This window comes from Paenibacillus durus ATCC 35681 (assembly GCF_000993825.1).
Classification (GTDB): domain Bacteria; phylum Bacillota; class Bacilli; order Paenibacillales; family Paenibacillaceae; genus Paenibacillus_AQ; species Paenibacillus_AQ durus_B.
The window spans coordinates 4124701-4150775 of sequence record NZ_CP011114.1; the positions used below are offsets into that span (position 1 = coordinate 4124701).

The window sequence follows — 26075 nt, forward strand, 5'->3', positions numbered from 1 at the left end:
CTTTCCGTTTTTCAAGCTATAGGATTGACTTCCCGCGGTTGACCAGCGAGGACAGCAGGGGCTTGCGGGTCCGCGAACGGGTAATATCCATCCGCCGCTCCAGGTAAGACTGTACAAGCGTGAACAGCGCCGTGAAGGCAAGGTAATAAATGACGGCCGCGATCAGCGTATCGACATAATCAAAGTTGGCGCTGGCGGTCTGCTGAGCGGTCAGCAGCAGATCGGTATAGCCTACGACCGAGGCCATCGCCGAGGTCTTCAGCATGCCGATGAACTGGTTGGCCGTCGGCGGTACGATGACGCGAAAAGCCTGGGGAAGCACGACGTATCTCATCCGCTGCCAGCTGTTCATTCCGAGGGCGTTAGCCGCCCGATGCTGGCCTTTGCCGACCGATGCGAGGCCGGAACGAACGATTTCCGCCATGTAAGCCGCTTCATTAAGTGCGAGTGCGACAAATGCCGATTGAAACCCGGTCAGCCTGATCCCGAACTGGGGCAGCGCCGTGTACACAAAGATCAACTGCACCAATACGGGAATCCCGCGAAAAATCCATATATACGAAGCCGCCAAACCCCGCAGAAGCTTCCACTTTGACATTTTGGCAAGCGCAATGATGAACCCAAGAAGGACGGCGACAATCTGCGACACCAGCGTTAGCTTCATCGTGTTTATGGCTCCATCCAGAAAAGCACGGGAACCGAGATACGCCCAAACGCCTTCCAAAAATTCCATTCTTAAACCTCCTTTTTACAGCTTCCGTCAGATTCGGTGGGAACAAATCCACTCACGCGAATCTGACGGCTATGATTATCTTAGGTGACGGATATTACTTGAAATAGCTCATTTCAGCCGGCAGATGGTATTTTTCCATCAATTGCTTATAGGTTCCGTTCTCAACGACTTTCTTCAGCGCCGCTTCGATTGCGGTCTTCGTTTCCGTGTCGCCCTTGCGAACGGCAATTCCGATCTTCGTATCCGCACCGAACGAGCCCGCAATTTCAAATACGCCCGGTTTCTCCTCTTGCAGATAAGCGGCTCCCGGAGAAGAGTGAAGGAATGCGTCGGCACGGCCCTGTTCGGTCGCAAGAACGGCGTCGTTGGCTGTCGGGAGCGCCAAAATTTTAATTTCCGGCTTGCCCGCTTGCTTCAGCTTTTCGTTATGTTCGCGAACGTTGATTTCCTCGACAGCTCCGCGTGTGACGGCGACCGTGAGATTGGACAGATCATCCATGCTTTTGACGCCTTTCGGGTTGCCGCTCTTCACGACGATCGAATCAGCGAGACCCATATAAGGGATGAAGTCAACTTGCTCTTCCCGCTCGGGCTTGATATACATGGCGGAATTGATGATGTCGATCCGCTTGCCCTGCAAAGCCGGAATCAGGCCGTCGAAGTTCATCGACTGAATCTTGACCTCTACGCCCATTTCCTTGGCAATCGCTTGTCCCAGCTCAATATCGAAGCCGGTGAATTCATTGTTCACCATGTATTCGAAAGGAGGAAACGTAGCGGCCGTGCCATAGGTCAGGAACCCTTTTTCAACTAAAAAAGATGGAGCTGCTGCGGCTGCCGTCTCTTGCGGCTTGCTGCTTTCAGCCGGTGCAGAAGCCTGTCCTCCGTTTGTGCTGTTTGTTCCGCATGCGCTTAACACAGCAACCACCAATACCAACATCGTACAAACAAGCATCTTGGTGTTCTTCATCATCACGTTAATCTCTCCTCATCCGTTCTGGTTGTTGTGCATTACACTCAGTACAACTTGCTGGGTCTTCCGATTGTGTTCGACTAGATAACGGCTGGCTTCCTCTGCCTTCTGGAGGGTCATGAGCTCCACCAGCCGGCGATGCTCGTTAAGGGAACCGTCAACCATTCCGGGCTGGATTAAAAGAATGCGGCGGTACCGCTCGCTCTGCTCCCATAACCGTTCAATGATCGACAGCAGCACAGGACGCTGGGCAAGACTGTAAATGAACATATGAAACTCGCGGTTGGCGGCCAGAATGGCTTCGGTGTCGAGGCTGTGGTGATTGGCCAACTCCTCCTGCTTCTGAATCATGCCGTTAAGAACGACAGCATCCTCCGGCTTTAACAGCTCTGTCGCAAGCTGTACAGCTAATCCTTCCAGATTACAACGAACCAGATAAATATCTTCGAGATGCTCCGCCGACAATGGGGTGACCGTTACGCCCCTGTGTGAATGCAGCAGAACCAGGTCCTGGGCTGCCAGCTTGTCCAGCGCGCTGCGGACGGGCATTTTGCTTACCCCGAGACGGGCGGCGACAGCGTCTTGGTCGATTTTCTCGCCAGGAGCCAATTCGCCGGATAACACCCACTGCTTGAGAACGGAGTATACATGCTCCGACGCGGTAACAAAGGTTGGGATTCTACTCAATCATTCAGCATCTCCTTTCTAAAATTTCAAGATCGGATATTTGATCAAATATCAACGATCAATGATTGCCTGTGATATAGGTCACATTGTAAGGGGCGATTCGACAAACTGTCAATAAAAATATCTCAAATTGTAAATTTTCCTGTCATAAGGTCGAAATATCTGACATGAAGTCGAAAATACAGATATTTTGTCGATATTTCAGTTGCAAAATAAGATTTTATGTGACTATAATTACTGTGATATTTGATCAAATATCAATTTTCTATCTAATTCCGCATCAAAATCTTTAATTGCGTTAGATTTCATGACATAATTTTCTTCGCTACCGAACAAGAAGAAGCGGCTGCGCCATCCTCACATGAGGAGGGCATCCGTTTCTCGTAGAAATATAAGACCATTTATTAACGTGAAACTTATAAACCGTTATATTTTGAAAAAACGAGGTGCAGGTATGCTTATTTCGCAAATTGATGTGTTCCGATGTGACCTCCCGCTCTCCCCTCCATTCACTCATTCTTCGTCCGGGACCGTCACGCATCTAAAAGAAATCTATCTGCGCATTACGGCAGATTCCGGCGTCACCGGCTGGAGCGAAGTTCGCGGAAACTGCGAATACGTTACCGGCGATACGCCCGAACGGGTGGCGGCCGTTCTTACGCATACACTTGGCCCCGCACTGCTCGGAAAGCCCGTGATGAACAGAAATAGGATCAATGCCCAGCTTGATAGGCTGATTAACGGAAACAGCGCAGCCCGCGCTGCGGTGGATATTGCCCTGCTCGATCTTATGGGCAAGGAATTGAAAGTGTCTGTCGCCGAGCTGCTGGGGGGACGGCTGCGGGATTCCATCCCAAGCGATGCCACGATCGCCTTCGGCACGCCGGAGGAAGCCGAGGAGGAAGCGGCCCGGTATCTGCAGGCCGGCTTCCGGACCATTAAGGTGAGAGTCGGCCCTGACCGGACCGCCGACCTTGAACGGGTGCGGCGGGCCAGAGCCGTCATTGACTCGCTCGGGCTAGAAGCAGAAGTTCTTCTGTGTGTCGATGCCAATCAGGGATGGACGCCCAAGCAAGCGTCCCTTCGCTTGAGGGAACTCGAAGCGCTCGGCGTGGAATGGGTGGAGCAGCCCGTACCCGCTGACGATTTCTCCGGTCTGAAACAGGTCCGGCAGCAGACACGGGCCGCCGTTGTGGCCGATGAGAGCTGCCGCACCTGCGCGGACGTCGCCCGGATTGCCGCCGAGGGCGCAGCCGACATCGTCCACTTGAAGCTCGTTAAGGCGGGGTCTGTCGCCAATCTGCTGCGGATGATAGCGGTCGCCGAATCCTTCGGCATCCCGTATATGCTCGGGCAGATGGACGAGGGAAGGCTGGCTACTGCCGCGCTGCTGCAAATCGCGGCGGCTTCGCGCGCCAGCCACTTTGAAGTGTGGGGATTCCAGCGGGTCCGTCCCGAAGACGATCCCGCCGGCGCGCTTACGGTATCAAGCGGAGCCGTATCCGTTCCGGAAGGCTTCGGATTGGGCGTCACCGTCGATGAATCCCGCTTGACTAAGGTCTCCAGCCTGTCCGCAGGCGCAATGTAGGCCGCCTCCAGAGTTGCGAATATCTTATAGAAGCAAAACAGCAAGCCTCCGATATCCGGAAGCTTGCTGTTTGTATTTTTCGACTCCTGGCAGCTTGCTTATTGAATCTTCAAAACAATCTTTCCGACAGTGTTCTTCTTCTCTAAAAGGAGATGTGTCTCCACTGCCTGTTCCAATGGATAGACACCTGACACCTCGGAGTGAAGCTCTCCGCGCGCCAGCATGCCGAGCGCTTCCTGCGCCGCTGCTCCTACCTTATCCGGGGCGGTCTCGGCATACCCGCCGAGCGAAAAACCGGCAATCGCTTGATTATTGATCCATAAATGGTTGGTTGATTGAAGCAGGTCCGGTTCACCGCTCGCATTCCCCACAACGACCAATTGTCCGAGCGGGCTAAGCACACGGAGACTACGGGAGCGCGCTTCTCCTCCCACAGGATCGAAGACGGCATCAACGCCTGCTCCTCCTGTCGCGTGAAGAACACGTTCAACAAATTCATCCCGGAGAAAGAGCTCATCATAACCAAGAGATTCGGCTAGTTTCAATTTCCCGGCACTGCCGACCGTACCCATCACATGCTTTGCTCCCAGCCGCTTGGCCACTTGACCGAGAAAGCTTCCAAGCCCTCCGGCAGCAGCGTGAATGAGCACGGTACTCCCCGCCTGCATCCGGTTCACGTCTTTTATCACCATGTAGGCGGTTGTCAAATTAACGATGGATGCGGCTGCTGTTGCCAGGTCAAGCTCCGAACCGAGCGCATCCAGCGGTACGGTCAGCGAAGCTCTTACATTCGCCATTGTCGCGTAGCCCCCAAGATTCAGCAGCGTCATCGATGCAACGGGCTGACCGACATAAAAGCCTTCTACTCCTTCCCCAATCGCTCGAACATATCCGGACACTTCGAGTCCAGGTACAAGCGGCATTGAGAATGCAGAACCGAATTCGCCCTGGCGCAACAATATGTCCGCGTATCCAACGCCTGCATAAGCCACGTCAATCGTGAGATTCCCGGGAGCCGGCCTGAGATCGGGTAATTCCATAAGCCGTAATTTTTCTACGCCGCCAAATCCGTCTATAATCATTGCTTTCATTACCTATTGCCTCCTTCAAATCTACCGGTTGAAACTATCTTAATTTGCGCGGAGGAAGGTAAACAGTGTTTATTTATACAGGTATATAATTTGATAGGATAACGAAAAAGACGCTGCTGCAAGAGTGAATCAACGGCCTGTTAAAGCATGGATTGCCCGGCAAACTCCAACATACGCTGTTCAGTCAATGTACCCTCTACCGGGGTGTAGACACAGAGGTGGATATCGGAATTGCCGTTTATATGACTGAAAGAATTCAATGTAAAGGTTAACGGCCCTGCCCCGGGATGATTTAATTCAAATCGGATGGCCTTCTTATCCTGCACATCATGCAGCTTCCATAACTTGGCGAATGATTCACTATCGGCCAATAATCTTTTCACAAAAGCTTCGAGCACAGGATCATCCGGATGCTGGTCATAATGAGAGCGGAAGATCGCTAAGCCGTACCTGGCAAACTCGTCCCAGTTGGTTATGTTCTGACGCAAAGAAGAATCGGTGAATACAAGACGTGTCATATTGCATGCTTCCTTGGGAAGAGAATCGAAATCCGTTAAAAATATGGAGGCCATACGGTTCCAAACCAGTACATCCGTCCGGAATGTGGCGATAATGGCAGGATAACTAATCTGTTCGACAATCTGCCGCAGCCCCGTGTCTATTCCATTAATTGGTGACGCGCTGGGGTCAGTCATCCGATCATAATCCGCCAGCCGTTGGAGGTGCAGGTGCTCTTCCGGCGACAGCAGCAAAGCTCTTCCTATTCTTTCGATAACATCTCTGGATACACGCACTTCCCGCCCCTGCTCCAACCACGTATACCAGGTCGTGCTCACTTCAGCTAACTCGGCAACCTCTTCCCGGCGAAGCCCCGGAGTTCTTCTGCGGCCATACTTCCCGCTGATACCAACCATGGCGGGCTGTATCCGCTCCCGGCGCGATCTCAGAAACTGGCCTAGCGCTTTAAGCTTCCGTACTTCCATTGACACGGCACATCCCCCCATTTTAAGTTATTCCAATACTGCAACCATTCCTAATCTTAGGATAACACAATCATATTTCCCACCGGAAAAATCCAATCCTTTTTATCACATGCTCTTACTCAAGGGGGAAAATTATGCATCTATCTGAAATCACTGGCGTATTCAATGGTATACCTTTAATGAAATCATAGCCCTAAATATTGGAGATAAGTTATCATATATAAAGGAGGTGTGTCTTTTGAACAGCTCAAGATTGATGAAGCTGCTGGGGCTGATTGCCGGAGTTGCAGTCCTGGATATTGTAATTTTATCACCGGGTTTATTAGGAGTGGAAATTGGAGGTGAAAATGCTCTTGAGACGGCTTCGGGCGTAACCTTGCTGGTTATTAGTTTCCTTGTGCTGCTGTACGGGAGTTATGCTTTACTGTTCAAACCTTCTGCTCTAGCGCCTGTAAAAAACATAAAAACGCATGAGGATTATATAGCCGCGCTTAACCATTACAGAAATGCAAAGGGGTTAAAGAAGGATATTGCTCTCGCACTGGATCAGTTGGATCGACTGGAGAAGAAGAAATACACCTTGTCAGATGTCCTAGGCCAAAGATTTGATCAGGCGGAGCTAAGCTACAAGAAGTTCCATTCTGTCATTGATGCGGTCGAACAACTTTTTTACCTGAATATCAGGGGAATCCTGAATAGGCTTAGCGTATTCGATGCTTCAGAGGTCTCCGCTTTCACCAGCGAGCAGAAACCCACGCAGTTGTCCAACAAACTGGTTCAAGAAAAAACAGCTTTACACAATGAGTACTTAACCTCCATAACGGGGTACCTTGGCGCCAATGAAGAAATTCTGCTGAAGCTAGACAAGCTGCTGCTGGAGATCTCTCAATTGGACAGCACAGATTATCAAAATATTGAGGATATGCCGGGCATGCAGGAAATGGATGCCTTGATCAAGCAGACGAAGTTCTATAAGCAATGAAAGGGAGATGAGCATGGCTAGAAAGGGTAGAGCTTTTGTGGTATTAGGAGTTATTGCAGTGGCCGTTTTTGCTCTTGTATATTTTGGGATCAACTTAACCTCCAATTTAGGTAAAAGTCAGACACAGGTTACCACAGAAGACGCAGCCAAGCAGTTGGATAAACTGTACAAAGGCATTTCTGTAACTTCCGCTGAACCCATAAAGGGTCAGATCGACCTTGATCCTGCGTCTGTCGGCGATTCATTGCCCGATATCTCCAAGTTCCCTATTTCCGTAGCCAACACAACGGACAGCTTCGCAGAGATTTTCTCTTCTACGGAGAAGTCAGGAACCGGTGTAGACGGGTGGTTGAATGAAGTAGCGGCAGATTTCAATAAGTCCAACATCGTCGTGAATGGGAAGCCCGTTTCTGTCAAAATCCGCAATATTGCCTCGGGAACAGCCGCAGATTACATAAAATCGGGCAAGTATGTTCCGGACGCCTTCACTCCTTCCAATGAGCTGTGGGGAGAAATGGTCAAAGCGCAAGGCATCCAGACTCAGCTTATATCGAAGCGGCTTGCCGGTAATGTGGCCGGTATTGTAACAACCAAGAAAAAGTATGATGAGCTGGTAGGTAAGTACGGCTCCTTAAACATCAAGACGGTTACAGACGCTATAGCAAATAACGAGCTGGCTATGGGGTATACCGATCCGTTCGCCAGTTCCACCGGCCTCAACTTTCTGGTGACCGCCCTTCAGACGTTTGACAGTACGGATTTGCTTGGGGAAAAAGCGGTTCAAGGTTTTGAGCGATTCCAAGCCAATGTCCCTTTTACCGCGTCCACAACTTTACAAATGCGTGATGCGGCCAAGTCGGGCATGCTTGACGCTTTTGTCCTGGAGTACCAAACGTATGTCAATGCGCCGGATCTGAAGAGCGGCTATGTGTTCACTCCTTTTGGGGTAAGGCATGACAGTCCGCTGTACGCCTTGGGCAATTTGCCGCAGGATAAGCTGGACATTATTAAGAAGTTTGCGGAGTTCGCTACGCAGGATAAGTATCAGAAATTAGCTGCGGACAAAGGATTCAATGGTCTTCCGGATTACCATTCGGAGCTTAACGCGGTTGACGGCACCCTCCTGTCCTCCGCCCAGAAGCTGTGGAAGGAGAAGAAGAACGGGAATAAGCCGATCGCGGCGGTATTTGTGGCCGATGTATCAGGGAGTATGGACGGCGAGCCTCTCAACCGGTTAAAAGAGTCATTGTTAAAAGGTCAAAAATACCTGGGCAGAGACAACAGCATTGGTTTAGTTTCTTACTCCAGTGAAGTTTCTATCCAGCTTCCGATTGGAAAGTACGACACGAATCAGCAATCGATGTTTGTCGGAGCAGTCAACAGCCTGCAGGCCGGCGGCGGCACAGCTACTTTTGACGGGATTGTGGTGGCCATGAAAATGCTTCAGGATGAGCTGAAGGTTAACCCTGATGTGAAACCTGTAATCTTCGTCTTAAGCGACGGGGAAACGAATGAAGGGCATTCGCTCGATGATATCAGAGGGTTAATTGAAACTTATAAAATTCCGGTATACACGATTGGCTATAATGCGAATATCAAAGCGCTGCAAAGCATTTCAGGTATCAATGAGGCGGCCAGCATCAACGCGGATACGGACGATGTGGTGTATAAGATCGGTAATTTGCTCAACGTTCAAATGTGATTATTTTTTAGGGAGGGATTGCCATGGCATTTTCAATGGAAGTCGTCAATCCGGAGAAGATTAAGTCGGCTATTGAAGAGCAGGTTAAGCCTGTACCGGAGGAAGTAGCCCAGCTAAAGGAGCTAGCGGTAAACAATGTCTCCACGATCCTGGAGCTGGATATCGATTCATTGGAGAAGCGGAAAGAGATACTCCAGTCCATCGATCAATTCGGGATGAATACGATGCGGTCATCGTCGGAGAAAAATTCTCTTTTGCAGGTGTCTGTAGGGAACCTGTCCAGAACGGGCGATGAAGGCGGCCAAGTCGCCAAAGGGTTAACCGAGCTGCAGCTTCAGTTGAAGGATTTGGACCCGAGTGTAGTGGATTTTGCCAAGAGCGGTCTTCTCGGAAAGTTCTTTAACCCGCTGCGCAGCTACTTTGCCAAGTATCAGAAGGCGGACGCTGTCATTTCGGATATTATTACTTCTTTGGATAAAGGCAAGGCTGTATTAAAAAATGATAACACGACTTTGGAGTTTGAACAGCAGGCGCTGCGGGAGCTTACCAAAAAGCTGCAAAAGGAAATCCAGCTTGGCATGCTGATGGATGAAGAAATTGAGTCTCAGATTGAAGCGGCAAAATCACGCAATGAGTCGGAGGATAAAATCCGGTTCATTACCGAAGAGGTGCTCTTTCCGCTGCGTCAGCGCGTCATGGATTTACAGCAGATGCAGGTCGTTAATCAGCAGGGGATCATGGCGATCGAAGTCGTCATCCGAAACAACAAAGAGCTGATCCGCGGGGTGGACAGAGCCCGAAATGTGACGATTTCCGCCCTCAAAATCTCCGTCACCGTAGCCAGCGCGCTTTACAATCAACGGATTGTCTTGAAAAAGATTGAGCTGCTAAATCAAACCACCAACGATCTAATAAGCGGCACCTCCAAAATGCTGAAAGATCAAGGCGCGGCGATCCATAAGCAGTCTCTGGAAACGAGTATTTCGGTAGACACTTTAAAACAGGCTTTTACGGACGTGCTGTCCGCTCTGGATTCCATCAGCACTTACAAGCAGGAGGCCCTTCCCAAAATGCGTGAAACCATTAATCAGTTCAGAGAGCTGGCGGATACCGGAGAACAGCAAATACAGCGCCTGGAGAAGGGACAGAAGTTGGGTCTGTAGGAGACCGCTTGGAATAAAATGCAAGCCCCCTCCTCATACTAGGTGTGAGCAGATGGAGGTGAATGTCATGCCCAAAAATAGCGCCGATCCCAAATACGACCGCGCAGATAATCGTGCGGATAAGAAACATAATCAACAGAATAACGATCATTTCACCGAAGAACCTCAGACACTTAGGGACCATAAAGCTGCCGATTATGTCCCAAGTTTAAATGGTATCTCCAAAAATGAAAGTTAAATAGCAGCAAGGCTGCTCTCACGTCGAATGACGGGAGGGCAGCCTGCCACTCCAGCGTTCTTCGCACACTGGCGCGATTACGTGTACTCCGGCCGTCCGCATTGTCTCCAGAATTTTAACGATCATACGCCCGTTTCCAGTATATCGGTTCCGTTTATCCATGGCTTAATTCTATCTTGTTTTTTCCGTTTCCATGTCTCAGCCTATGGGAGCATAATAATCCCCCTTGTGTTTACCGCTTTTACGTACGCACATCTTGGGTCAGTAAAAAGAAAACAAAATTTTTTCCCTGTCCTCGGTTTTTAGCTACACCAATATTTCAGTTGCGCGATCTCACCATAGTTTTAATAATAATGAGGATGATTTAAGAATAGCGCTTTGAATTAAATATAGTTATAATAGAGTGATCTACTTATTTCACTGTTAATTAGTTCAGTATCCATATTATATGTTTTGTTAGTTAAAAACTTCTTCTCTAAACTAGATATCTTAACTCCACTAATTTGAGAAACAAGTGCTAAATTTGCACCGTTCTTAATAAGACTATTTAATGCAGAGTTCATAATAACTTCAAGTTGGAAAGAACTCAAGTCAATATCAATAGCTTCAGTTCTCATCAAAAAAGTTTTGAAAAAGTCATTTAACAACTCTACCTTAAATTTTTTCAAGTACAAGAAATCAAACAACAAATTCTCGTTCTTAAACTCAGCTAACTTAATAGCAGATATAGTATTCACTGATGAGATAATATCTCTTCTAAGACCATTTGGTATCCTTATTTTTGTAGCATTAATCATCACTGATCTAAAATCATCATCAAAATCTTCTCTCTTTAATGAGCATATAATGGCTTTTTTCGCCGGAGCTATCAAAGTAAGTTTGATAAATATTCTTAGTATTAAGAATTTTATATACCTTTTTTTCTCATTAACCCTCAAGTTATTATCATATGAAATTACATCGAAATACGTATCTAAATGTTCTAGTAACTTAATAATATCTTCTTCTTCTCTAAAACCTCTAGACTGAAGAGCTGGTAAATCAAACTTATGAGCAATCATATTTTTAAATTCTTTGTATGAAGCTAAATTATTGAATAGATCATTTGTATAATGTTTTGACACCATAAATTTATAAAAATCCTTAACCGCTTCTAAATGATTATGCATACTTGATCTTGTTCTAATGGATCCTAAAAAATGGTATTTTTCAATACTTCCTATTAGGTCGTCTCTAGTAATATTTTCTGGTTGATCGGATTTTCCAATCTCATCAATGTATGCAACAAATTTATTAACATGGTTACTGTAAGTATCATCATTATTTAGATATTTATCTCTCCATTGAATTAATAATTTCTCATTCAATCTAATACTCCCCACTTCTCGACTGATTTTAAAATCGCCTTTATATCCTAAATAATAAGTATTAATTTCTTTAAATCAAATTCATTTAATTAAGAAGAGTAAGGGATTCAAATGTCAAACAATACTTCGGCTATTAAAACTCACTTAAAAATTCAATAATTCAGCCTTCTGGAGTTCTCTAAACGAAGATTGATAGTCTTGAGCACTAGCGAGATTATCAAATAGTTTTGTAGATTGATATATTCCTTCACTATTAAAAGGTTCAACAAATACATCAAATTTATTTGATTTATCATCTTTTGGTATAGTGTCTTTTATCGCCATATTAAAGAAAGCTGCTGCTTCATAAAGTGAAAGTTCAGTTCCCATAAGAACCAATTTGAATTCATTGATGAAAGATATAGATAATTCGCTTCTTTCCTTATCCTTTACTTTTTCAAACATCTCAACATCAGTAACTGTAAAATTTGATAATTTTATATACTCTTTATAAGGTCTTTCTTTAATAAAAGATCTATATAACTTCTCAAACCAACGAGCATCTTCAAATGAAACCGGGATATTTGGACTGAAAGTTACTCCTAGACGTTTTTCAAGTTCAATTACTTTTTCCCAAAATTTAATTGTCTCATTAATTCCTTTGTCTGTAACTTCTGGAGGTGCTGCTGGTAACTCATTTCCAAATAGTTTTATTTTTCCCTTTTGACCAGCATCGAATAAAATTAAGCTTTCAATAATTTCCTTAATAGTCTTAGCCTTTTCTAAATTGATGTTAAAGGTTAATTTTAAGCTGCTCTCTTTTTCATTTATAATATATGAAATCGTAAATGCACCAGCATCTACACTCTCAAATAAACTTTTGTTCATATCAGCCAAAGGTTTCCTCTGTACAATAATTTCTTTAGCTATCCCGCCCCCTTCAATCTGAATAGCAAAAGGCGGTTGAAATGGTTCAGGTGATAGTATGAATTCAGAATTTAATAAATTTTGCGTGCTTAATGGGAATTTTATTAAATCCGATACTTTAAACTCTATACCATTAATAATAATTTCTTCTCCTTGAATTGGAACTTCTTGCTGAGTTCGATATAAGTATTCCAAAAGATCAGCAGAAGTTTTTATTTCTTCGTTTGGATACTTAATTTTGATAGCAATATTCATATCAGTTATGTCTTGTGGCATTAATATCACTGCACCATGACTGGCTCGAGTATATTGAAAATTTTCAGGCAACTGCTCACTTAAATAAGAAATAATTTCTTTAGGTACTTTAATGTCATGATCCTTTCTTTTAAAGGCATTATTGAAACTTGCAAACATAAAGCTACCAATCCTCCTTCAATTTATCAAAAACTAAAATTTTCGAGATTAAATTCAATTTTTCAGAATTATCTGCCTCAATATCGCTCATAGTAAAAGAAATTAAGTCATCTCGGTCATTTTCATTCTCAACGATTATATACTTAATATAATCATATTCTATTTTTAACCAAAGATCGGGGTTGCGGCTAAGTCCTTCAGAATATAAGTTTATTGTTTGCGGAATAAGCTGCTCTTGAGGAATTAGAAGAGGCAATTCAGTTAAAACAGGCCTAAAATCAGGTATAAATCTCCATTCTTTCTCATCATGAAAATTTTTTGTTTCATATTTAGCATTCCTATACATTGTTCCACTTATTGGCTTCATGAACAATAAACTGCTCAAAAGATAATCATTATAATTTTCGTAATTATTATTTTCTCCTACTTCGATTAATTTTCTAGCATAGCTAAAAATAGATGAGAAATCTTTTGCAAGATAGGAAGCTTTATTTATATACTGTAAGGGTTGGATTCCTTGTAGAATTCCCCACTCCTTATCAATACCAATACCATAAGAACCGTAAAATTTCATGTGAGGTATCAATTTATTCATGTGTATGTCACAAAAGCACTTCATTGGAAAGGCTATTTTAGGTAAGCCATCAATATTTAGATAACTAATATCCTCCTCATAATATCGAGGAATCATAGCACTTTTCTTAAGTATAGTTTTTAGATAGTCTAATTTGGTCATAAAATTAAAGAGTACATTCGCACTTTGTTTCGGTGGTAAATAAACCTCTTGGGTTTGAGTATCTATGGGTTTTTCCAAATGATATATTATTGACTTTTCAGTATTCGTCGTATTCAAATTACAAAACTCCTTCACGGCTAGAGACTATGTTCCGTACTCCTTTTTATGTTTCAACACAATCATAAATAGGCTATAACTTGGCAAATGTATTAAGAAAAATACTGAGATTTATTAGAAAGGACTGCATCGCAAGCTTTTATAAGACAACTAAAAACACCCCACCGCAACGAAAAAGCCTACGGGCTACTAAAAACCAGCATTTGCAACTGAACCAGTTGAAGAAGTTAATTAAAAAACTATACTGCTGTTAGAGCAGCTGGAGCGGCCCCTCGTTATGTAGGTGAACCTGGTTATTCTCGAAAGCTTGATCGTGATGGGGATGGAGTCGCTTGTGAATAAATAGTTAAAAGCTCCGAGGTTCCCTTGGAACTTTTTTACTATTCATTTCGTTTCCGAAACTCAAATTGTTTTTTGCCCAATCTAAATCTGTAAAGCCATATTCAGGTCTATCATATGCAGTGCCTTTATTTGGTGAATATCAAAATGCTGCATCATTATTAGGATGTATTTGATCTTGTACATTAGGCTTATAGGCTTAAACTTTAATAAAGGTATTCCTTCACCCGTTTTCCCAACACCAGTTTTTACCCGGCCCCTTAAGTGTAATCTGAAACTTGGGAATAAAGAAGAGACTCCCCTTCTGTCGATAGACTTCCGGGGTAGCCTCATCCATTTGAATAAGATTACACAAACTATATTTTTTCTTTATCTACCCTATCTAGAATAGAATCACTAATATCTTTAATTGGAATGTTTAAATCACGCCAATAATTTAGGGGATAAGCCGAAGTACCAACAACCATTTCTCCTTGACGTATACTAAAACTACCACCTCTTTCAAAGAGCTTAATCATTGGGTCATATAGATCCACATATTTTAATGCTTCACTGACTCCCTCATCGGCTAATGCAGAAATTTCTAAGTAACAGTAACACAATGCTTTTATATATAGATTATTTACCTCTTCCAGTTTAGGATAAACTTTAGAAATATCTACGTGAAGAGTTTTTCCAAGAACACTAGCTACACTAAATATAGGGTACTTATCAACTGGAACAGATAGTGTATCTATAAATGCATTGGCTCTTCTAAAATATTCACTAATCAAAATATGGTGTGATTCACGCAACTTATCCCCAATACTCTCAAAATGAATTGATGATAAGCGCTCAATAGCTTGATTAAGTATTTCTCCCATATAGTTACACCCTTACTTATTTAAACATATTTTTGAAATAGTATTCTTCATATCCTGGAAAGGACGTATTTGGTTGGGATGGTGCGTTCTCATGAGCACCAGGTGGATAACCGTCAAATGTCCCTTTTTCACCATTCCATGATTCGCGAGTACGATATTTTTGACCTTCTGCCATTAATTTCCGTTCTGTTAGCTCGTGTTCAGCCAGTTGCTTGAACCATTCTTTTTGTTCAGCAGATAGATCTCTCTTTTGGGCTGTTTTCCAAGCAAAAGCTATCTCGTCGTCAGGTGCAAAACGTTCAAGCTTAAATTCTAATCCTCCGGGTTGAGGTATTTCATGCTTACCAAAGAATAAATGTTTTTTCATAGTTCTTATTTCGTCAACACTGAGACCTGTATTACGAGCCACGTCCTCAATGTCATTCATCTTCAAGTTCCTTATTGATTCATATTCTGCTTCTGCCACTTTATCATAATCCTTCATGCCCGCACCAGTAAACCTTTTATCTTGTCCCGTCCCCCCAGAAGATACACTTGCCCCACCTCTTTGTGAAGTTTGCGGTTTTTGACTACTATTCATGCGATTCATCATCCTGCCTGTACCCAGGACGGACGACAATACCAAGTAGGGGGCCACAAATTCTGCGGCTAGCCCGCCGGTGATCATGGCAATATCCACGGACATCCGGTAGGCTTCTTCGTTTCCTTTAAACAGCGTATCTCTTACAAAGTTAGAGGCATGGGATTTCGTGTCTCCCTTGCTTCCATAATAATAGTCTTGCGCACCCTCCGCTATGTCGGCTACTCCCGATGCTGCCGTATACGCTCCTGCGGCGATAGCCACTGCTCCCGCTCCGGCAAGTACGAGCCCCACACCTGTCCAGCCCAAAGCAACACCTACTCCGACTGCAGCCACTCCCGCTGCAACGGTAACCGCACCGACGATGGTATTCATCAGGCCGCCGATCATATTCAGTGCGCCTTTGGATTTCCGTTCTTCGCTCAGCTTATATTGCTCCAGCTTTTGCGCCGCTTGCTGTGCCTGATGCTGACCTTCGGAAACGATTAGGGGATAGGCGACCGTTTCGGTGGACGTTCCTTCGATATAGGTTTTGTTGGACAGCATTTTATGAAGGTCTTCAATTTCCAGACCTGTAAAGCCTGCTTGCATGAAGCTCAGGCTTTTCCCCGCCTTCACGGTAATGAGGGGAGTGGGGGCAGACTCCGTATCAGGCAAGGGAAGCCCTAACGACAACTCTTCACTGGGTTTCACCACAATTTTAGCCGGGCTATCCAATTTCACACCCTGTTCGTCCATTATAATAGACACAGGTCCTGTCGTGAAAGAGATGTTCCGTTCCGCCAGTTCCATCGTTTTGCCGCTGTCGTTTACAAACGATTTTACATTCGGATTACTCATCTTGGGATGACTTTGCATCGTTTCTCCGGAACCCCGTGTGGAACTGGTAGCAAAGGCATGATTTTCATTGGGGTCGGGAAAATAGAGTTGGACTCTTCCTCCGGCCTTCGGCATGCTGTACCAGGCATTATTTCCTTCCCCCGAATAGGGAAACCAACTGGTGCTTTCCGGCGGTTCTTCTGCATCAATATCCAGGTGGATCTGGACCATTTTTCGGTGTACGGCGATGACCCTTCCGTCCAGAGATAACCCGGTTAACAACGAATTATATCGTTTGGGTTGGTGCCGTCCTGTCGGTGAGGTCAGCGTATAATGCTTACGCACGATTCCTTTATCCAGTTCAATGACCGATCCGGCAACCACCATCTGCTGGTCATTGAACCGGACAAGCTGGCCTAGCGGCAACAGTTGTTTACTCTCTACCTCATAGATCTTATCCATATGGCGGTTCCTGCTTGTCCTGTAAGAGGTCGCATCCAGTTCCATCACAGGGTCCAGTTCAGGTATACCGAACCAGAAAGCTGGCCGGGGTAAGGTCACATCAGGCACAAGTACAGCTCCAGTATGAGAGGCCAAGCGCTGAATAAATTGCCAGTCGGTTTCCTCGTATTGCATCAGAAACTCTCCTACGGTCTGACTCCCATGCGCCATATCAATATAATCGCTTCCGGGATACGGAGCAATTACCTGACGGATGATATGGTCATACGTAGAACTTCGATTTTGATAACTGCGAGAGCTGCGCCGGATATCCAGGTCAAAGGTGTGGGAGATCCCTTCCACTTCCGCTACATATGTATCTCTCACGACATGAATGGTTATGTTCGACACTATGCCGCTAAAAATGGGGGTATCCCGTGATCCGCTTATCTGAAACGCTTGTATCGAGTCTTGAGAATTAACGGTTTCAATGTACTTCTCAGGATATGCATCAGAGATAACAGCAGTAAATCGGATACGCGCATGCTCATTCAACTGCCGAATGACTTGAAATGAAGTTACGGTTTCCAGTTCGTACGGCCAGACCAGCTTGATCTCCTGACTGGCCAAGGTGAGTTCAAAGGTGCTCATTTGCATCCCCCTTTCTATCAGCGCTCATGAGATTCAAGACAAGGTTACTTTTTTTCAATGGTAATGATGCCGCCGTTGCTACAGATCAAGGTTGCACAGTCTAGTAAAGCAGGTTCTTTATTGATGAGCACTTTTTCCTGAAGCTGAATCCAGTGTGGCTGCGCTCCCTCAATACGAGGAGTACAGGCCAGCATTCCAGTCGCGGCTTTATCAATCACTTTCGTTTCCGAAAAGAAAATCCATTTTTGTTCCTTGACCTCTTCTTTTGCTGCTGGATTCTTTGAGCTGCTACAGGATCCGAATGACATAATGTTTTTACTGACGATACAGTCCGTGACCTTCAAGATGGGAGCATCGCCTACATACACGTGATGACTGAACGGCAAGTTCAGGACATCCTTAGCACTCCCGCAAGAACACTGAATGGGTGTTCCTCTGACGACATACCTCCCATCTTGTTGACCCGAGTCTTGAATTTGCGCCATGTTTAATGTTCTCCTCTCACTATAGCTACAGGCTGTAATTGAAATCCGCATACACCACGCCGTAACAGGCTCTCCGCCAAATCCAAGCGCATAATGGTAAAACGCTGTTGCCCATGAACCGCCCGGAATAACGGCTGATTCGGTATTTCCCTTGCGTCTAGGATCAGTTGGGTAATGAATTCAAGCTTGTTGCGCTTACTCTCCTCAGATATACATGCACTGTTGCCTTCCATATTCTCCAAAGACCAGTACAACCTCTGATCCCCATTGTTTTGATCTATGAATACAGCCGATCCGAGCTTCACGGTAGAGTCGTACTTCTTGACCATTCGGTAAACAGAATCGGAGATGAACACGGCTGGCCGTTCAATATAATCACTGTACTCGGCCATCTCCGTGCTTCGCACATAAAAGGCAGCGGGAGTTTCAGACTTTAGTTTTCCTAACCATTCCCGATTGGGCATGTCTATAAAAGACAAGCCGTCTGTTTCTTTTTGATTCTGTGTTAACATGAAATATTCCACTGTTTGAACTTCACCTCTTAACTGGTTGAGGGTTCATCGGATACCCACTCAATTTCCTTGCGTTGCTGCTCATTCCAATTTCCGTACTCCGCCGCGCTAGCCGAGAACATGGCCCCCTTGAGTGCAGCCCCGGTGAAATCCGTCCCATCCAATTGAGCGCCTATAAAATTAGCCCCCTCCAGCCCGGCATCCCGGAAACAGGCTCTTGACAAGTCCGATCCCGAAAAATCCACTCCTTCGATACCATAAAACTGGCAGAGCCGTTCATCCCATGTATGTTGATTGCCAAGGGTCTCCGAAAAGTCAACTCCCCGTAGATTACAACGGGAAAAAACAGCGTCGTACAGGATGCTGCCTCGAACAGTCGCAGCTTCAAGGTTACACTGCTCAAATCGTATACCCATCCATAGGCTTGCACCCATATCGCTTCTACTAAAGTCCACCTTTGTAAAGTGCGTGTAACGGAAATCCATGCCAGTGTAACAGCCTTGAGAACAGTCGGCGGATGAGATCGAACGGTAAACATAGTCCCGTTCTTTTTTTTGCTCCATCCAACGCCGGACTGTCTTTTTTTCCGTTGGTAGAGGTTCCTGCACATAAACTGTCTCGCTGATGTCCAGATATTCGCCTACCCGGATTTCAAAATGTTCTTCTTTTCTAAGCCGGATAAATTCCTCCTGCTGAATGAGCCGGGGCATAACCTTACGAAATAAATGAAATACATACCGATGGTACAGAGAAGCTGATTGTAAGGCCAATTGCTCAATTTGCTGCGGATGAACAGCCCCTTGATATTCAGGTCTTCTGGCGTGCATGGCACTCACACATTTTTCCAAATGATGGAAGACCCAACGGGTATCATACAGACTGGAGCATGGGGTGGTATCTAAAAACCAGGAGCCGTCATAGGCATCCAAACGATTCGTGTACGTGCCAAGATGTATGGAAGTGCGCAGCATGGAGCAAATGACATAACCGATGGCGCCTTTGTCACCGTGAAGTTGTGCTGACGCAATCTCACTCCACAGCGGCCTGAACGCTTCCAGCAGTTCTTCTCCCAGTTCATCCCGGTGTTGCACATAATAATGATGCAGCTTTTGCACATGCTCTGCTATGAGAGGGGCGGCTACATGTTCTTTAAAATGGACCCAAGCTTCCTTTTTTCTCGTCATAGCGTTAACCTCACTCAGTTCATCTTCATTTGTGCACCACGGATGTTGATATCGCTGTTGCTGATTTCAATGGTGCTTCCCTGACAAGTCAGAGAGATCATCCGCTCCGCTTCCATTTGGATCGTTGGAGCCTCCATGTGAATTTCTTCGCCAGCGGAAAGTTGAATTTTTTGGCTGCTGGATATGGTAATCATGCCATCATCCGATAGATGGATGGAGGAGCCCTCGCTAGAAATAATATCAATACCCTGTTGTGTGAATTTAATGATTTGTCCGAACTTGGTTTTTAGATACGGGATATCCGGATTACACATTGGGTCAACAGGTTCGGCCACCATGGACATTCCTTCGCCCCCGGCTCCTGTTTGCTGAGGTGGATTTTCTCTACGAATGGAGCTAATTGCTATCGCCTTTTCTTCGTACTGATTCGGAAAATAAATACGAATGCTGTCCCCGGCTTCAGGCATACAGTACCAGCCCGTATTATCTTCTGACGCATAGGTTGTAGAATAAGGGAACGAGAACGCTTTGGCTTCATCTTGCGTGTTGTCGATTTCCAAATGAACCTTAACCCGGTCACGATGAACGCTGAGCACCTTCCCTTGTAAAGATAATCCGATGATCGCCATATTGTATGTCGGAGCAAAGGTTAGACCTGCTTGGGGAGTAAGGATATAGCGAAGCTTTAAAATGCTGTTTTGCATGGTCATCGATGCCTCGCGTACCCATAATTCCTTTCCACGGAAGGTGACTTGTGACCCTAGTTCCAGTAACTGATCGCTGTAAACCTCATATTCAATCGAATCCATCGCCTGTAGCCCCTGGACATGATTTTCTGTCAGATACCGGAATTCGCTCAACGGTTTACGGACGGTAAATGAAGAAACATGGATTTCCCCGCCCGATTTTTCTTGCGGTACGCCAAAATAAAAGGTAGGAGCCGAAAAATAGGGAGCAGGCAGGAGACAGGATTGAAAACGTGAGGCCATTCGCTGGAGAAACTGCCAGTCCGTCTCCTGATATTGAAGAACATAATTGCCCAGGCGGGGATTGGAGGAAAGCATATTCATATAACGACTGTCAGGATAAGAAGCGATGGTCTGTGCAATCAATTCATTGTAGGTCATGTCCGAATGCTGAAAGGAGGTGTTCTTCTTTTGGATATCCAGCAGATAAGTCCACGACAGGGCCTGGACGGTCATGGAATGCACGCCTTTGACGACCTCTAAATGAATATCTGTCACGATTCCGCTGAACAACGTTACCGTATCATCAGCGACACGTTGTTTAAGCTCAATAGGTTGGAACTCATAATCGCTATTCATATAGCTTTCTTGCAGCTTTTCCGGAATTCTCCCAGTCAAGGTCAGTTTGGCATGCTCGTTCAATTTCTGTTCCAAACCAATATGAATCAGTTGGCTAAATTCAAAAGGGGTAACTTCCAACTGATCATACGTAATGGGTTTTGCGCTCATGATTATGATCTCCTCTCGGATCAGGATTCAAGAATTTGCAGGTTTTCCATCATGCCATAAGCTAATGGCTTCCAAATTCGTCGTTCCTTCTCATTACAGTTGAAGTTACAAAGCAACAGTTGATCTCGCAGCGCAGTGAAGTACATGAACGTATAGATGCGGCCCCCTAGGCCGGGACCTACAAAGCTGAGATAGCCTACGCTCTGACCATGTACGTCAATCACCCCATTTGATATCCAATCAGCAGAGGGCTGCACGCTTTTAATCATGTCGATCATGGCATCCTTCATCTCCGGAACCTGATCATCTTTAAGTGGTTGAGCGGTGTAATTAAAACCTAAACTGGTATCGAAAGCAGGGTCCGAATACATATATTGGGGCCGGGCTTCTACCGGGTATTTCACTTTGGCGATATGCTCGGGGAGTATTGAAAATCCCTTTGGAATCATCGTGGTCACTCCATATTCAGCAAGGACGAGCGGCTCAAATTCCATCGTGCCTTGAAATAGCTCAACTGAACCCGCAGCTATCGACAAGGTTACTTGTTCTTGGGAAAGCGTTGGTGAAGACACGGAGGCTTGGGAATTCCTTTGGGCTTGATGTTTTAAGTGGAGGATTCGTTCATCTAAATATTCCAAGTTTTTAACATCCTTCCTTTGTATATAATCTTTTTTTAAAAATAGTCCAATATATGTATGTATCGGATAAAAGAGAGAGTTGGTTTACAGAATGATGCATTTGTTGGGATTATATGGTTTTTTCATGAAATGAGAGGAACGAAAAGGATTCTCAAGATCCCTATTAAGGGTAAGGTGAAGGTTTCTGAGAGGGCGGTGAAAAACGGTGTAAGCAACTCGTTATTATTTATCATTAGCTCACCAACACACAAATTGTGGATAATTTCCAAAAATATTCAATCCAGTATGGAATTCCTGATATTGACCAGTGTAATATTGAGTCATTGAGAATACACAATTTGGAAATATGGTGGTGAAGGGTTATTGTGTGTACGGAAGGGACATCCATTTTAAACGTTTTAAAAGATTACTTACTTGAGAAAAAACTAACGATCACCCAATTTGCAGAGGGTTCTGGTTTGAATTCCAGTACACTCAGCAATCTGGTACATGGCCATCGTCCGATCACCATTCATCATCTCGACATAATTACGATGGGAATGCATAAGAAAGCAGGTATTTTCTATGATCAGTACATCAACGATTACATTCTGAATATGCGGCCGAACTGGCGGCGAGTGAGACCCTTACTACATCGTTGTGCTAAACGGGAAAAGCTTGATTGCATGAAGCGTATTGTTTTATTCCTTACGGAGAATTTAATGTATCTGCCAATGTTATTCGAGATGGCTGAGACCTTTCTTGCTTTAGGCTTCAAAGATGCAGCGGTATTGCTTTATGAAAGCGTAGCTGAAGGAGAGCGGCTTCAGCATTCAGAACGTCTCGCTTTATGTCAATACCGATTGTTTACGCTCGGCCTTGGAGATGATCAGGATATAAATCTACAGGTTGCCCATCGGTTCGAGCCTTTTGTGGACCGGCTTGACGACGCCGATCAGCTAGATGCTCTAAAGAGACTCGCAGATGTATATGCTTCTTTACATCGCTGGGAGAAGGTCGTAAATTTAGCGGATAAAATGGAGGAGAAAGCTAAGATGTATCTGGAGTATCGGTTGGACAGGTATCCAGAACGGCCACTGATATATTATATTTTTTATGCATATTTGCTCAAAGCAGCAGTGCACGATGAGCGTGGGGAGTATAAACAGGCTCTTTACTATACATCTCTTTATAGCAACATTGGAGAGTCTTCTTATAGCGAATATACCGAAGATGAACAAAGAGTAGTTAGCCAGTTCCAGGAATGGGGCAACGCCAATATGTATGTATATCGCCTGATGTCTGGAGAGGTGGAGGTTCTGACGGAGTATGTGGACTATATAGAAATACGGCCAGATGAGATACCGACAGCCTTATACAAAATTGTGCAAGCGGCAAATGTGCATCAAATTGATATAGACGATGTTTTGCTGCGATTTCAAAGAAGATTGGACTATTATGAGCAGCGAAGTCGATTGGGAAAGGTAAATCAACAAATAACGAAGGATCGTTATGCGTGTTTCCAAATTGAGTTGGCGACTTATTATTTGCGAACAAATAGGTGGCAATTCGGACTGGATTACATTCTAAGAAGCTTGCAATTTTCTGTTAAAATTAGGAGTGAGCACAATATTTTGAATTGTATTGGGCTATTTGAGCAGTACCGGTACGTGGCATCAACAACTCAACAAAAAGAGTATAAGAGATTAATAAGGGAGGTGCAGAAGGGTGAGAAAGAAGCTGACCATGTGGCTGATCGTCGGTAGTTTGTTGCTTCTTACTTCGGCTCTTGTTGTTGACCCTAACAACGTATTACTTGAGCCATTAACGCATGGATTGGGAGGTTAGAAAGCCAATCTGAATAGTTGATAGAACGGCCGCGTACCCACAGCGCGGCTTTTTTGAACGTTAATTTGGGCGAATCTTGCGGAAATCCAGATAATACACCTCCAGAAATTCTTGGACTTGCTCTCCCATTGGACTCATATTCCCATCTCTCATCCCCCTAAACCTTCGGGTAATCGGCCACGATAACATTTTCCAACAGACCATCCAGTGATTTTATAAATTCCTGATGAACGGGATGCGGTCCATAGGAGCGCAGCGACTCCAGGTTATCGAATGTGACCCGCAGTCCGAGCGTGTAGCCGTGAATGTTCTCCGTTTCTTCCGTTACGTTGATTCCTGCACTCATGTCGGATATGCCCGGGATACGATCCCGAAACGAGAGCAAAGTATCAAGCAGCTCCTGTTTTTTAATGGGCGTAATGTTTGTACCCAATTTAAATAAGACAAGATGTTCGTACATCGCCAACCTCTCCTTTAGGTATGCAATTTTTCAGGAAGCCTCGAAGAACCGTTCCATCACAATATAATCCTTACCGCCTTTAGCAAAGGTCTGTTCTGTTACAGTAAATCCAAATTTCTCATAAAACGAAGCTTTGCCGCTCCTGGCATTGCAGTAAATCCGCTTCACGCCCGAGCGCTCCGCTTCCCCAAGCATATAGGTCAGAAGTCTGCTCCCATACCCCCTATTTTGGTGAGAAGTTAACGTCGCAAATTTCCGGAACTGCGCTTCTTCTCCATTAACAAAAAGGGACACCACCGCAATCAGTTGCTCCCCCTCAAAAAGCCCAAAGTGAGTCCCTTCATCATCATCTTTAAGCTTTACATAATCGAGATCCATTTCCGGCCACATGACCTCATGACGCAGCTGCCAGGCCTGCTCTTTTTGAATCACCTTAATATCCAAAGCGTATCATCCTCCATTTTAAAAAAGACCAAAGAAAAAAGGGCCAACTTGTCCGCCCTCTTCTATAACATGATTATAAAGTTTTCTTATTCGTTGGTCTAATGCTTCGGTATCAGGTGCCGCAAAAGGTTCGGTAAGGACAGGCGGACGGCGCAGGCGGCGCCGAGTAATCAGCCTGTTCGGGAGAATGCGCGAAGGGTCTAGCAAGAACATCAAGCAGCCGCTCCATCACGCTGTAGTCTCCTTGCACCGCAGCCTCCAACGCCTCTTCCACCCGGTGGTTACGCGGGATTAGCGCCGGATTGCTGCTTCGCATCAGCTGCTGCGAGGAGGTTTTGGGTTCCTGCTGTCTGCCCAGTCTCGTCTGCCACCGCTCATGCCACTGCGCAAATTCCGTGGTGCCGTGCAGGACCGTATCCTCCAGCTTATCAAAAGTTAATACGCGGAAGGTATTGGTGTAGTCTGCACGATTCTCCCGCATCATAGCGAGGAGGTCTTCAATCAGGGATTCATCCTCCGGCTCTTCGTTAAAAATCCCCAGCTTTGCCCTCATTCCCGCGAGCCAATTCCGTTGATACAATTCGGAAAAATTTGAAATCGCGTCCTCCGCCAGTTTGACAGCCTCTCCTTCGTCCTCATGCAGCAGCGGCAAAAGCGTCTCGGCAAATCTCGCGAGATTCCACGCGGCAATATGCGGCTGATTGCCATAGGCATAGCGGCCATGAAGGTCAATCGAACTGAATACCGTTCCCGGGTCATACGCATCCATGAAGGCGCAAGGACCATAATCTATGGTTTCTCCGCTAAGAGCCATGTTGTCGGTGTTCATCACCCCGTGAATAAAGCCAACGAGCTGCCATTTGGCGATCAGAGCGGCCTGACGCTTGATTACTTCCTGAAGCAGGCCCAGATAACGGTTCTCATCTGCGTCCGCTTCCGGGAAATGTCTTTGCAGCGTGTAATCGGCCAGGGCCTTGAGGTCCTCGGGAGAGCCCCATTTTGAAGCGTATTGAAAAGTACCGACACGCAAATGACTGGCCGCCACGCGGGTCAGGATTGCACCGGGAAGCAAGGTTTCGCGCACGATGGACTCGCCGGTTGTCACCACGGCCAGGCTCCGGGTGGTCGGAATGCCCAGCGCATGCATTGCTTCGCTGATGATGTATTCGCGCAGCATCGGCCCAAGGGCCGCCCGTCCATCGCCCCGGCGGGAGTATCGCGTTCTCCCCGAACCCTTAAGCTGAATATCCACCCGCTCGCCGCCGGGAGTAATCTGTTCGCCAAGCAGCAGAGCCCGGCCGTCCCCTAGCATGGTAAAATGCCCGAACTGATGCCCTGCGTAAGCTTGAGCAAGAGGCTCAGCGCCTTCGGGAATCTCGTTCCCGGCAAACACCGCTGCTCCATCATGGCTTTGCAGCGCTTGAACGTTTAACCCCATGGAGGCTGCCAACGGATCATTAAGGATGACCAACTGCGGCGAGCGTACAGGGTTTAGATCTTGTCTGGTAAAAAATGATTCCGGCAGACGGGCATAACTGTTGTCGAAGTTCCATCCTGTTTTTATGATTGTTTTTTTCTCTGTCATCTTATCTCCCATTTTTCATTAGGATGTTTAGTTATCTACTTATTATATAACCCACGAGACTGCTCCTTTATTGTTTGCTTCAGCCGATTTAT

24 protein-coding genes and 1 pseudogene are annotated in these 26075 nt (G+C 45.5%); 7 read left to right on the plus strand and 18 right to left on the minus strand.

Features of this window, described 5'->3' with window-relative positions:
• Nucleotides 1-16: 16 nt before the first annotated feature.
• From VK70_RS19310 to VK70_RS19320, 3 genes are all read right to left on the minus strand, one after another.
• A complete protein-coding gene (locus VK70_RS19310) occupies nt 17-733 on the minus strand; it encodes an amino acid ABC transporter permease (RefSeq protein ID WP_025696422.1) in 717 nt (238 codons plus the stop codon).
• A gap of 94 nt (nt 734-827) precedes the next feature.
• Nucleotides 828-1706, minus strand: a complete 879-nt coding sequence (locus tag VK70_RS19315; RefSeq protein WP_025696424.1) for an ABC transporter substrate-binding protein — start codon at nt 1704-1706, stop codon at nt 828-830.
• 15 nt (nt 1707-1721) lie between these two features.
• Nucleotides 1722-2393 (minus strand): GntR family transcriptional regulator, encoded by a 672-nt coding sequence (locus VK70_RS19320; protein WP_025696425.1) that lies wholly within the window; start codon nt 2391-2393, stop codon nt 1722-1724.
• Nucleotides 2394-2847: 454 nt separating this feature from the next.
• On the opposite strand from VK70_RS19320, the gene VK70_RS19325 reads away from it, so the two are divergent.
• Entirely contained in the window at nt 2848-3981 is a 1134-nt protein-coding gene (locus VK70_RS19325) for a mandelate racemase/muconate lactonizing enzyme family protein (RefSeq protein ID WP_046723642.1), read from the plus strand.
• A 98-nt stretch (nt 3982-4079) separates the two neighbouring features.
• On the opposite strand, the gene VK70_RS19330 is transcribed toward VK70_RS19325, so the two are convergent.
• A complete protein-coding gene (locus tag VK70_RS19330) occupies nt 4080-5072 on the minus strand; it encodes a quinone oxidoreductase family protein (protein ID WP_025699429.1) in 993 nt (330 codons plus the stop codon).
• 140 nt (nt 5073-5212) lie between these two features.
• Nucleotides 5213-6055: a helix-turn-helix transcriptional regulator gene (locus tag VK70_RS19335; protein ID WP_036642605.1), complete on the minus strand. Its 843-nt coding sequence runs from the start codon at nt 6053-6055 to the stop codon at nt 5213-5215.
• 256 nt (nt 6056-6311) lie between these two features.
• Here VK70_RS19335 and VK70_RS19340 point away from each other — a divergent pair, with 256 nt between their 5' ends.
• From VK70_RS19340 to VK70_RS28595, 4 genes are all read left to right on the plus strand, one after another.
• Nucleotides 6312-7037 (plus strand): hypothetical protein, encoded by a 726-nt coding sequence (locus tag VK70_RS19340; protein WP_233277711.1) that lies wholly within the window; start codon nt 6312-6314, stop codon nt 7035-7037.
• A 13-nt stretch (nt 7038-7050) separates the two neighbouring features.
• Nucleotides 7051-8739: a vWA domain-containing protein gene (locus tag VK70_RS19345; RefSeq protein ID WP_025699422.1), complete on the plus strand. Its 1689-nt coding sequence runs from the start codon at nt 7051-7053 to the stop codon at nt 8737-8739.
• 23 nt (nt 8740-8762) lie between these two features.
• The gene (locus VK70_RS19350; RefSeq protein ID WP_025699421.1) at nt 8763-9902 is read left to right on the plus strand and encodes a toxic anion resistance protein; all 1140 of its coding nucleotides are present in this window, start codon (nt 8763-8765) and stop codon (nt 9900-9902) included.
• 67 nt (nt 9903-9969) lie between these two features.
• The gene (locus VK70_RS28595; RefSeq protein WP_169733346.1) at nt 9970-10140 is read left to right on the plus strand and encodes a hypothetical protein; all 171 of its coding nucleotides are present in this window, start codon (nt 9970-9972) and stop codon (nt 10138-10140) included.
• 383 nt (nt 10141-10523) lie between these two features.
• On the opposite strand, the gene VK70_RS19355 is transcribed toward VK70_RS28595, so the two are convergent.
• The 3 genes from VK70_RS19355 to VK70_RS19365 form a co-directional block, all read right to left on the minus strand.
• Complete coding sequence (locus tag VK70_RS19355) at nt 10524-11507, minus strand: hypothetical protein (RefSeq protein ID WP_025699418.1); 984 nt, start codon at nt 11505-11507, stop codon at nt 10524-10526.
• A gap of 144 nt (nt 11508-11651) precedes the next feature.
• Nucleotides 11652-12827 (minus strand): abortive infection system toxin AbiGii family protein, encoded by a 1176-nt coding sequence (locus VK70_RS19360; protein WP_025699416.1) that lies wholly within the window; start codon nt 12825-12827, stop codon nt 11652-11654.
• 4 nt (nt 12828-12831) lie between these two features.
• Nucleotides 12832-13680, minus strand: a complete 849-nt coding sequence (locus tag VK70_RS19365) for an abortive infection system antitoxin AbiGi family protein (RefSeq protein WP_025699414.1) — start codon at nt 13678-13680, stop codon at nt 12832-12834.
• Nucleotides 13681-13914: 234 nt separating this feature from the next.
• On the opposite strand from VK70_RS19365, the pseudogene VK70_RS27395 reads away from it, so the two are divergent.
• A pseudogene (locus VK70_RS27395) lies at nt 13915-14022 on the plus strand (excalibur calcium-binding domain-containing protein); the annotation flags it as partial.
• Between the two features lie 353 nt (nt 14023-14375).
• Here the strand turns inward: VK70_RS27395 and VK70_RS19370 are convergent.
• The 7 genes from VK70_RS19370 to VK70_RS19400 are packed head-to-tail and all read right to left on the minus strand — an operon-like array spanning nt 14376 to nt 21667.
• The gene (locus VK70_RS19370; protein WP_025699412.1) at nt 14376-14882 is read right to left on the minus strand and encodes a hypothetical protein; all 507 of its coding nucleotides are present in this window, start codon (nt 14880-14882) and stop codon (nt 14376-14378) included.
• Nucleotides 14883-14898: 16 nt separating this feature from the next.
• On the minus strand, nt 14899-17373 hold the full coding sequence (locus tag VK70_RS19375; protein ID WP_025699410.1) for a contractile injection system protein, VgrG/Pvc8 family: 2475 nt from the start codon (nt 17371-17373) through the stop codon (nt 14899-14901).
• 44 nt (nt 17374-17417) lie between these two features.
• Nucleotides 17418-17858 carry a DUF4280 domain-containing protein gene (locus VK70_RS26695; RefSeq protein WP_025699408.1) on the minus strand — a complete coding sequence of 147 codons (441 nt, stop codon included), beginning with the start codon at nt 17856-17858 and terminating at the stop codon, nt 17418-17420.
• Between the two features lie 2 nt (nt 17859-17860).
• Nucleotides 17861-18382, minus strand: a complete 522-nt coding sequence (locus VK70_RS19385) for a hypothetical protein (protein ID WP_025699407.1) — start codon at nt 18380-18382, stop codon at nt 17861-17863.
• A gap of 17 nt (nt 18383-18399) precedes the next feature.
• Nucleotides 18400-19554 (minus strand): pentapeptide repeat-containing protein, encoded by a 1155-nt coding sequence (locus VK70_RS19390; protein WP_025699405.1) that lies wholly within the window; start codon nt 19552-19554, stop codon nt 18400-18402.
• Nucleotides 19555-19568: 14 nt separating this feature from the next.
• Nucleotides 19569-21029 carry a contractile injection system protein, VgrG/Pvc8 family gene (locus tag VK70_RS19395; protein ID WP_025699404.1) on the minus strand — a complete coding sequence of 487 codons (1461 nt, stop codon included), beginning with the start codon at nt 21027-21029 and terminating at the stop codon, nt 19569-19571.
• 20 nt (nt 21030-21049) lie between these two features.
• The gene (locus VK70_RS19400) at nt 21050-21667 is read right to left on the minus strand and encodes a hypothetical protein (RefSeq protein WP_025699403.1); all 618 of its coding nucleotides are present in this window, start codon (nt 21665-21667) and stop codon (nt 21050-21052) included.
• 365 nt (nt 21668-22032) lie between these two features.
• Here VK70_RS19400 and VK70_RS19405 point away from each other — a divergent pair, with 365 nt between their 5' ends.
• The gene (locus VK70_RS19405; protein WP_025699402.1) at nt 22033-23412 is read left to right on the plus strand and encodes a helix-turn-helix domain-containing protein; all 1380 of its coding nucleotides are present in this window, start codon (nt 22033-22035) and stop codon (nt 23410-23412) included.
• 239 nt (nt 23413-23651) lie between these two features.
• On the opposite strand, the gene VK70_RS19410 is transcribed toward VK70_RS19405, so the two are convergent.
• The 3 genes from VK70_RS19410 to VK70_RS19420 all read right to left on the minus strand — a co-directional run bounded on the left by VK70_RS19410 (nt 23652) and on the right by VK70_RS19420 (nt 25983).
• Nucleotides 23652-23954, minus strand: a complete 303-nt coding sequence (locus VK70_RS19410; protein WP_233277712.1) for a Dabb family protein — start codon at nt 23952-23954, stop codon at nt 23652-23654.
• A 30-nt stretch (nt 23955-23984) separates the two neighbouring features.
• Nucleotides 23985-24344, minus strand: a complete 360-nt coding sequence (locus VK70_RS19415) for a GNAT family N-acetyltransferase (RefSeq protein ID WP_036642609.1) — start codon at nt 24342-24344, stop codon at nt 23985-23987.
• Nucleotides 24345-24510: 166 nt separating this feature from the next.
• A complete protein-coding gene (locus VK70_RS19420) occupies nt 24511-25983 on the minus strand; it encodes a protein adenylyltransferase SelO (RefSeq protein ID WP_025699396.1) in 1473 nt (490 codons plus the stop codon).
• Between the last annotated feature and the right edge of the window lie 92 nt (nt 25984-26075).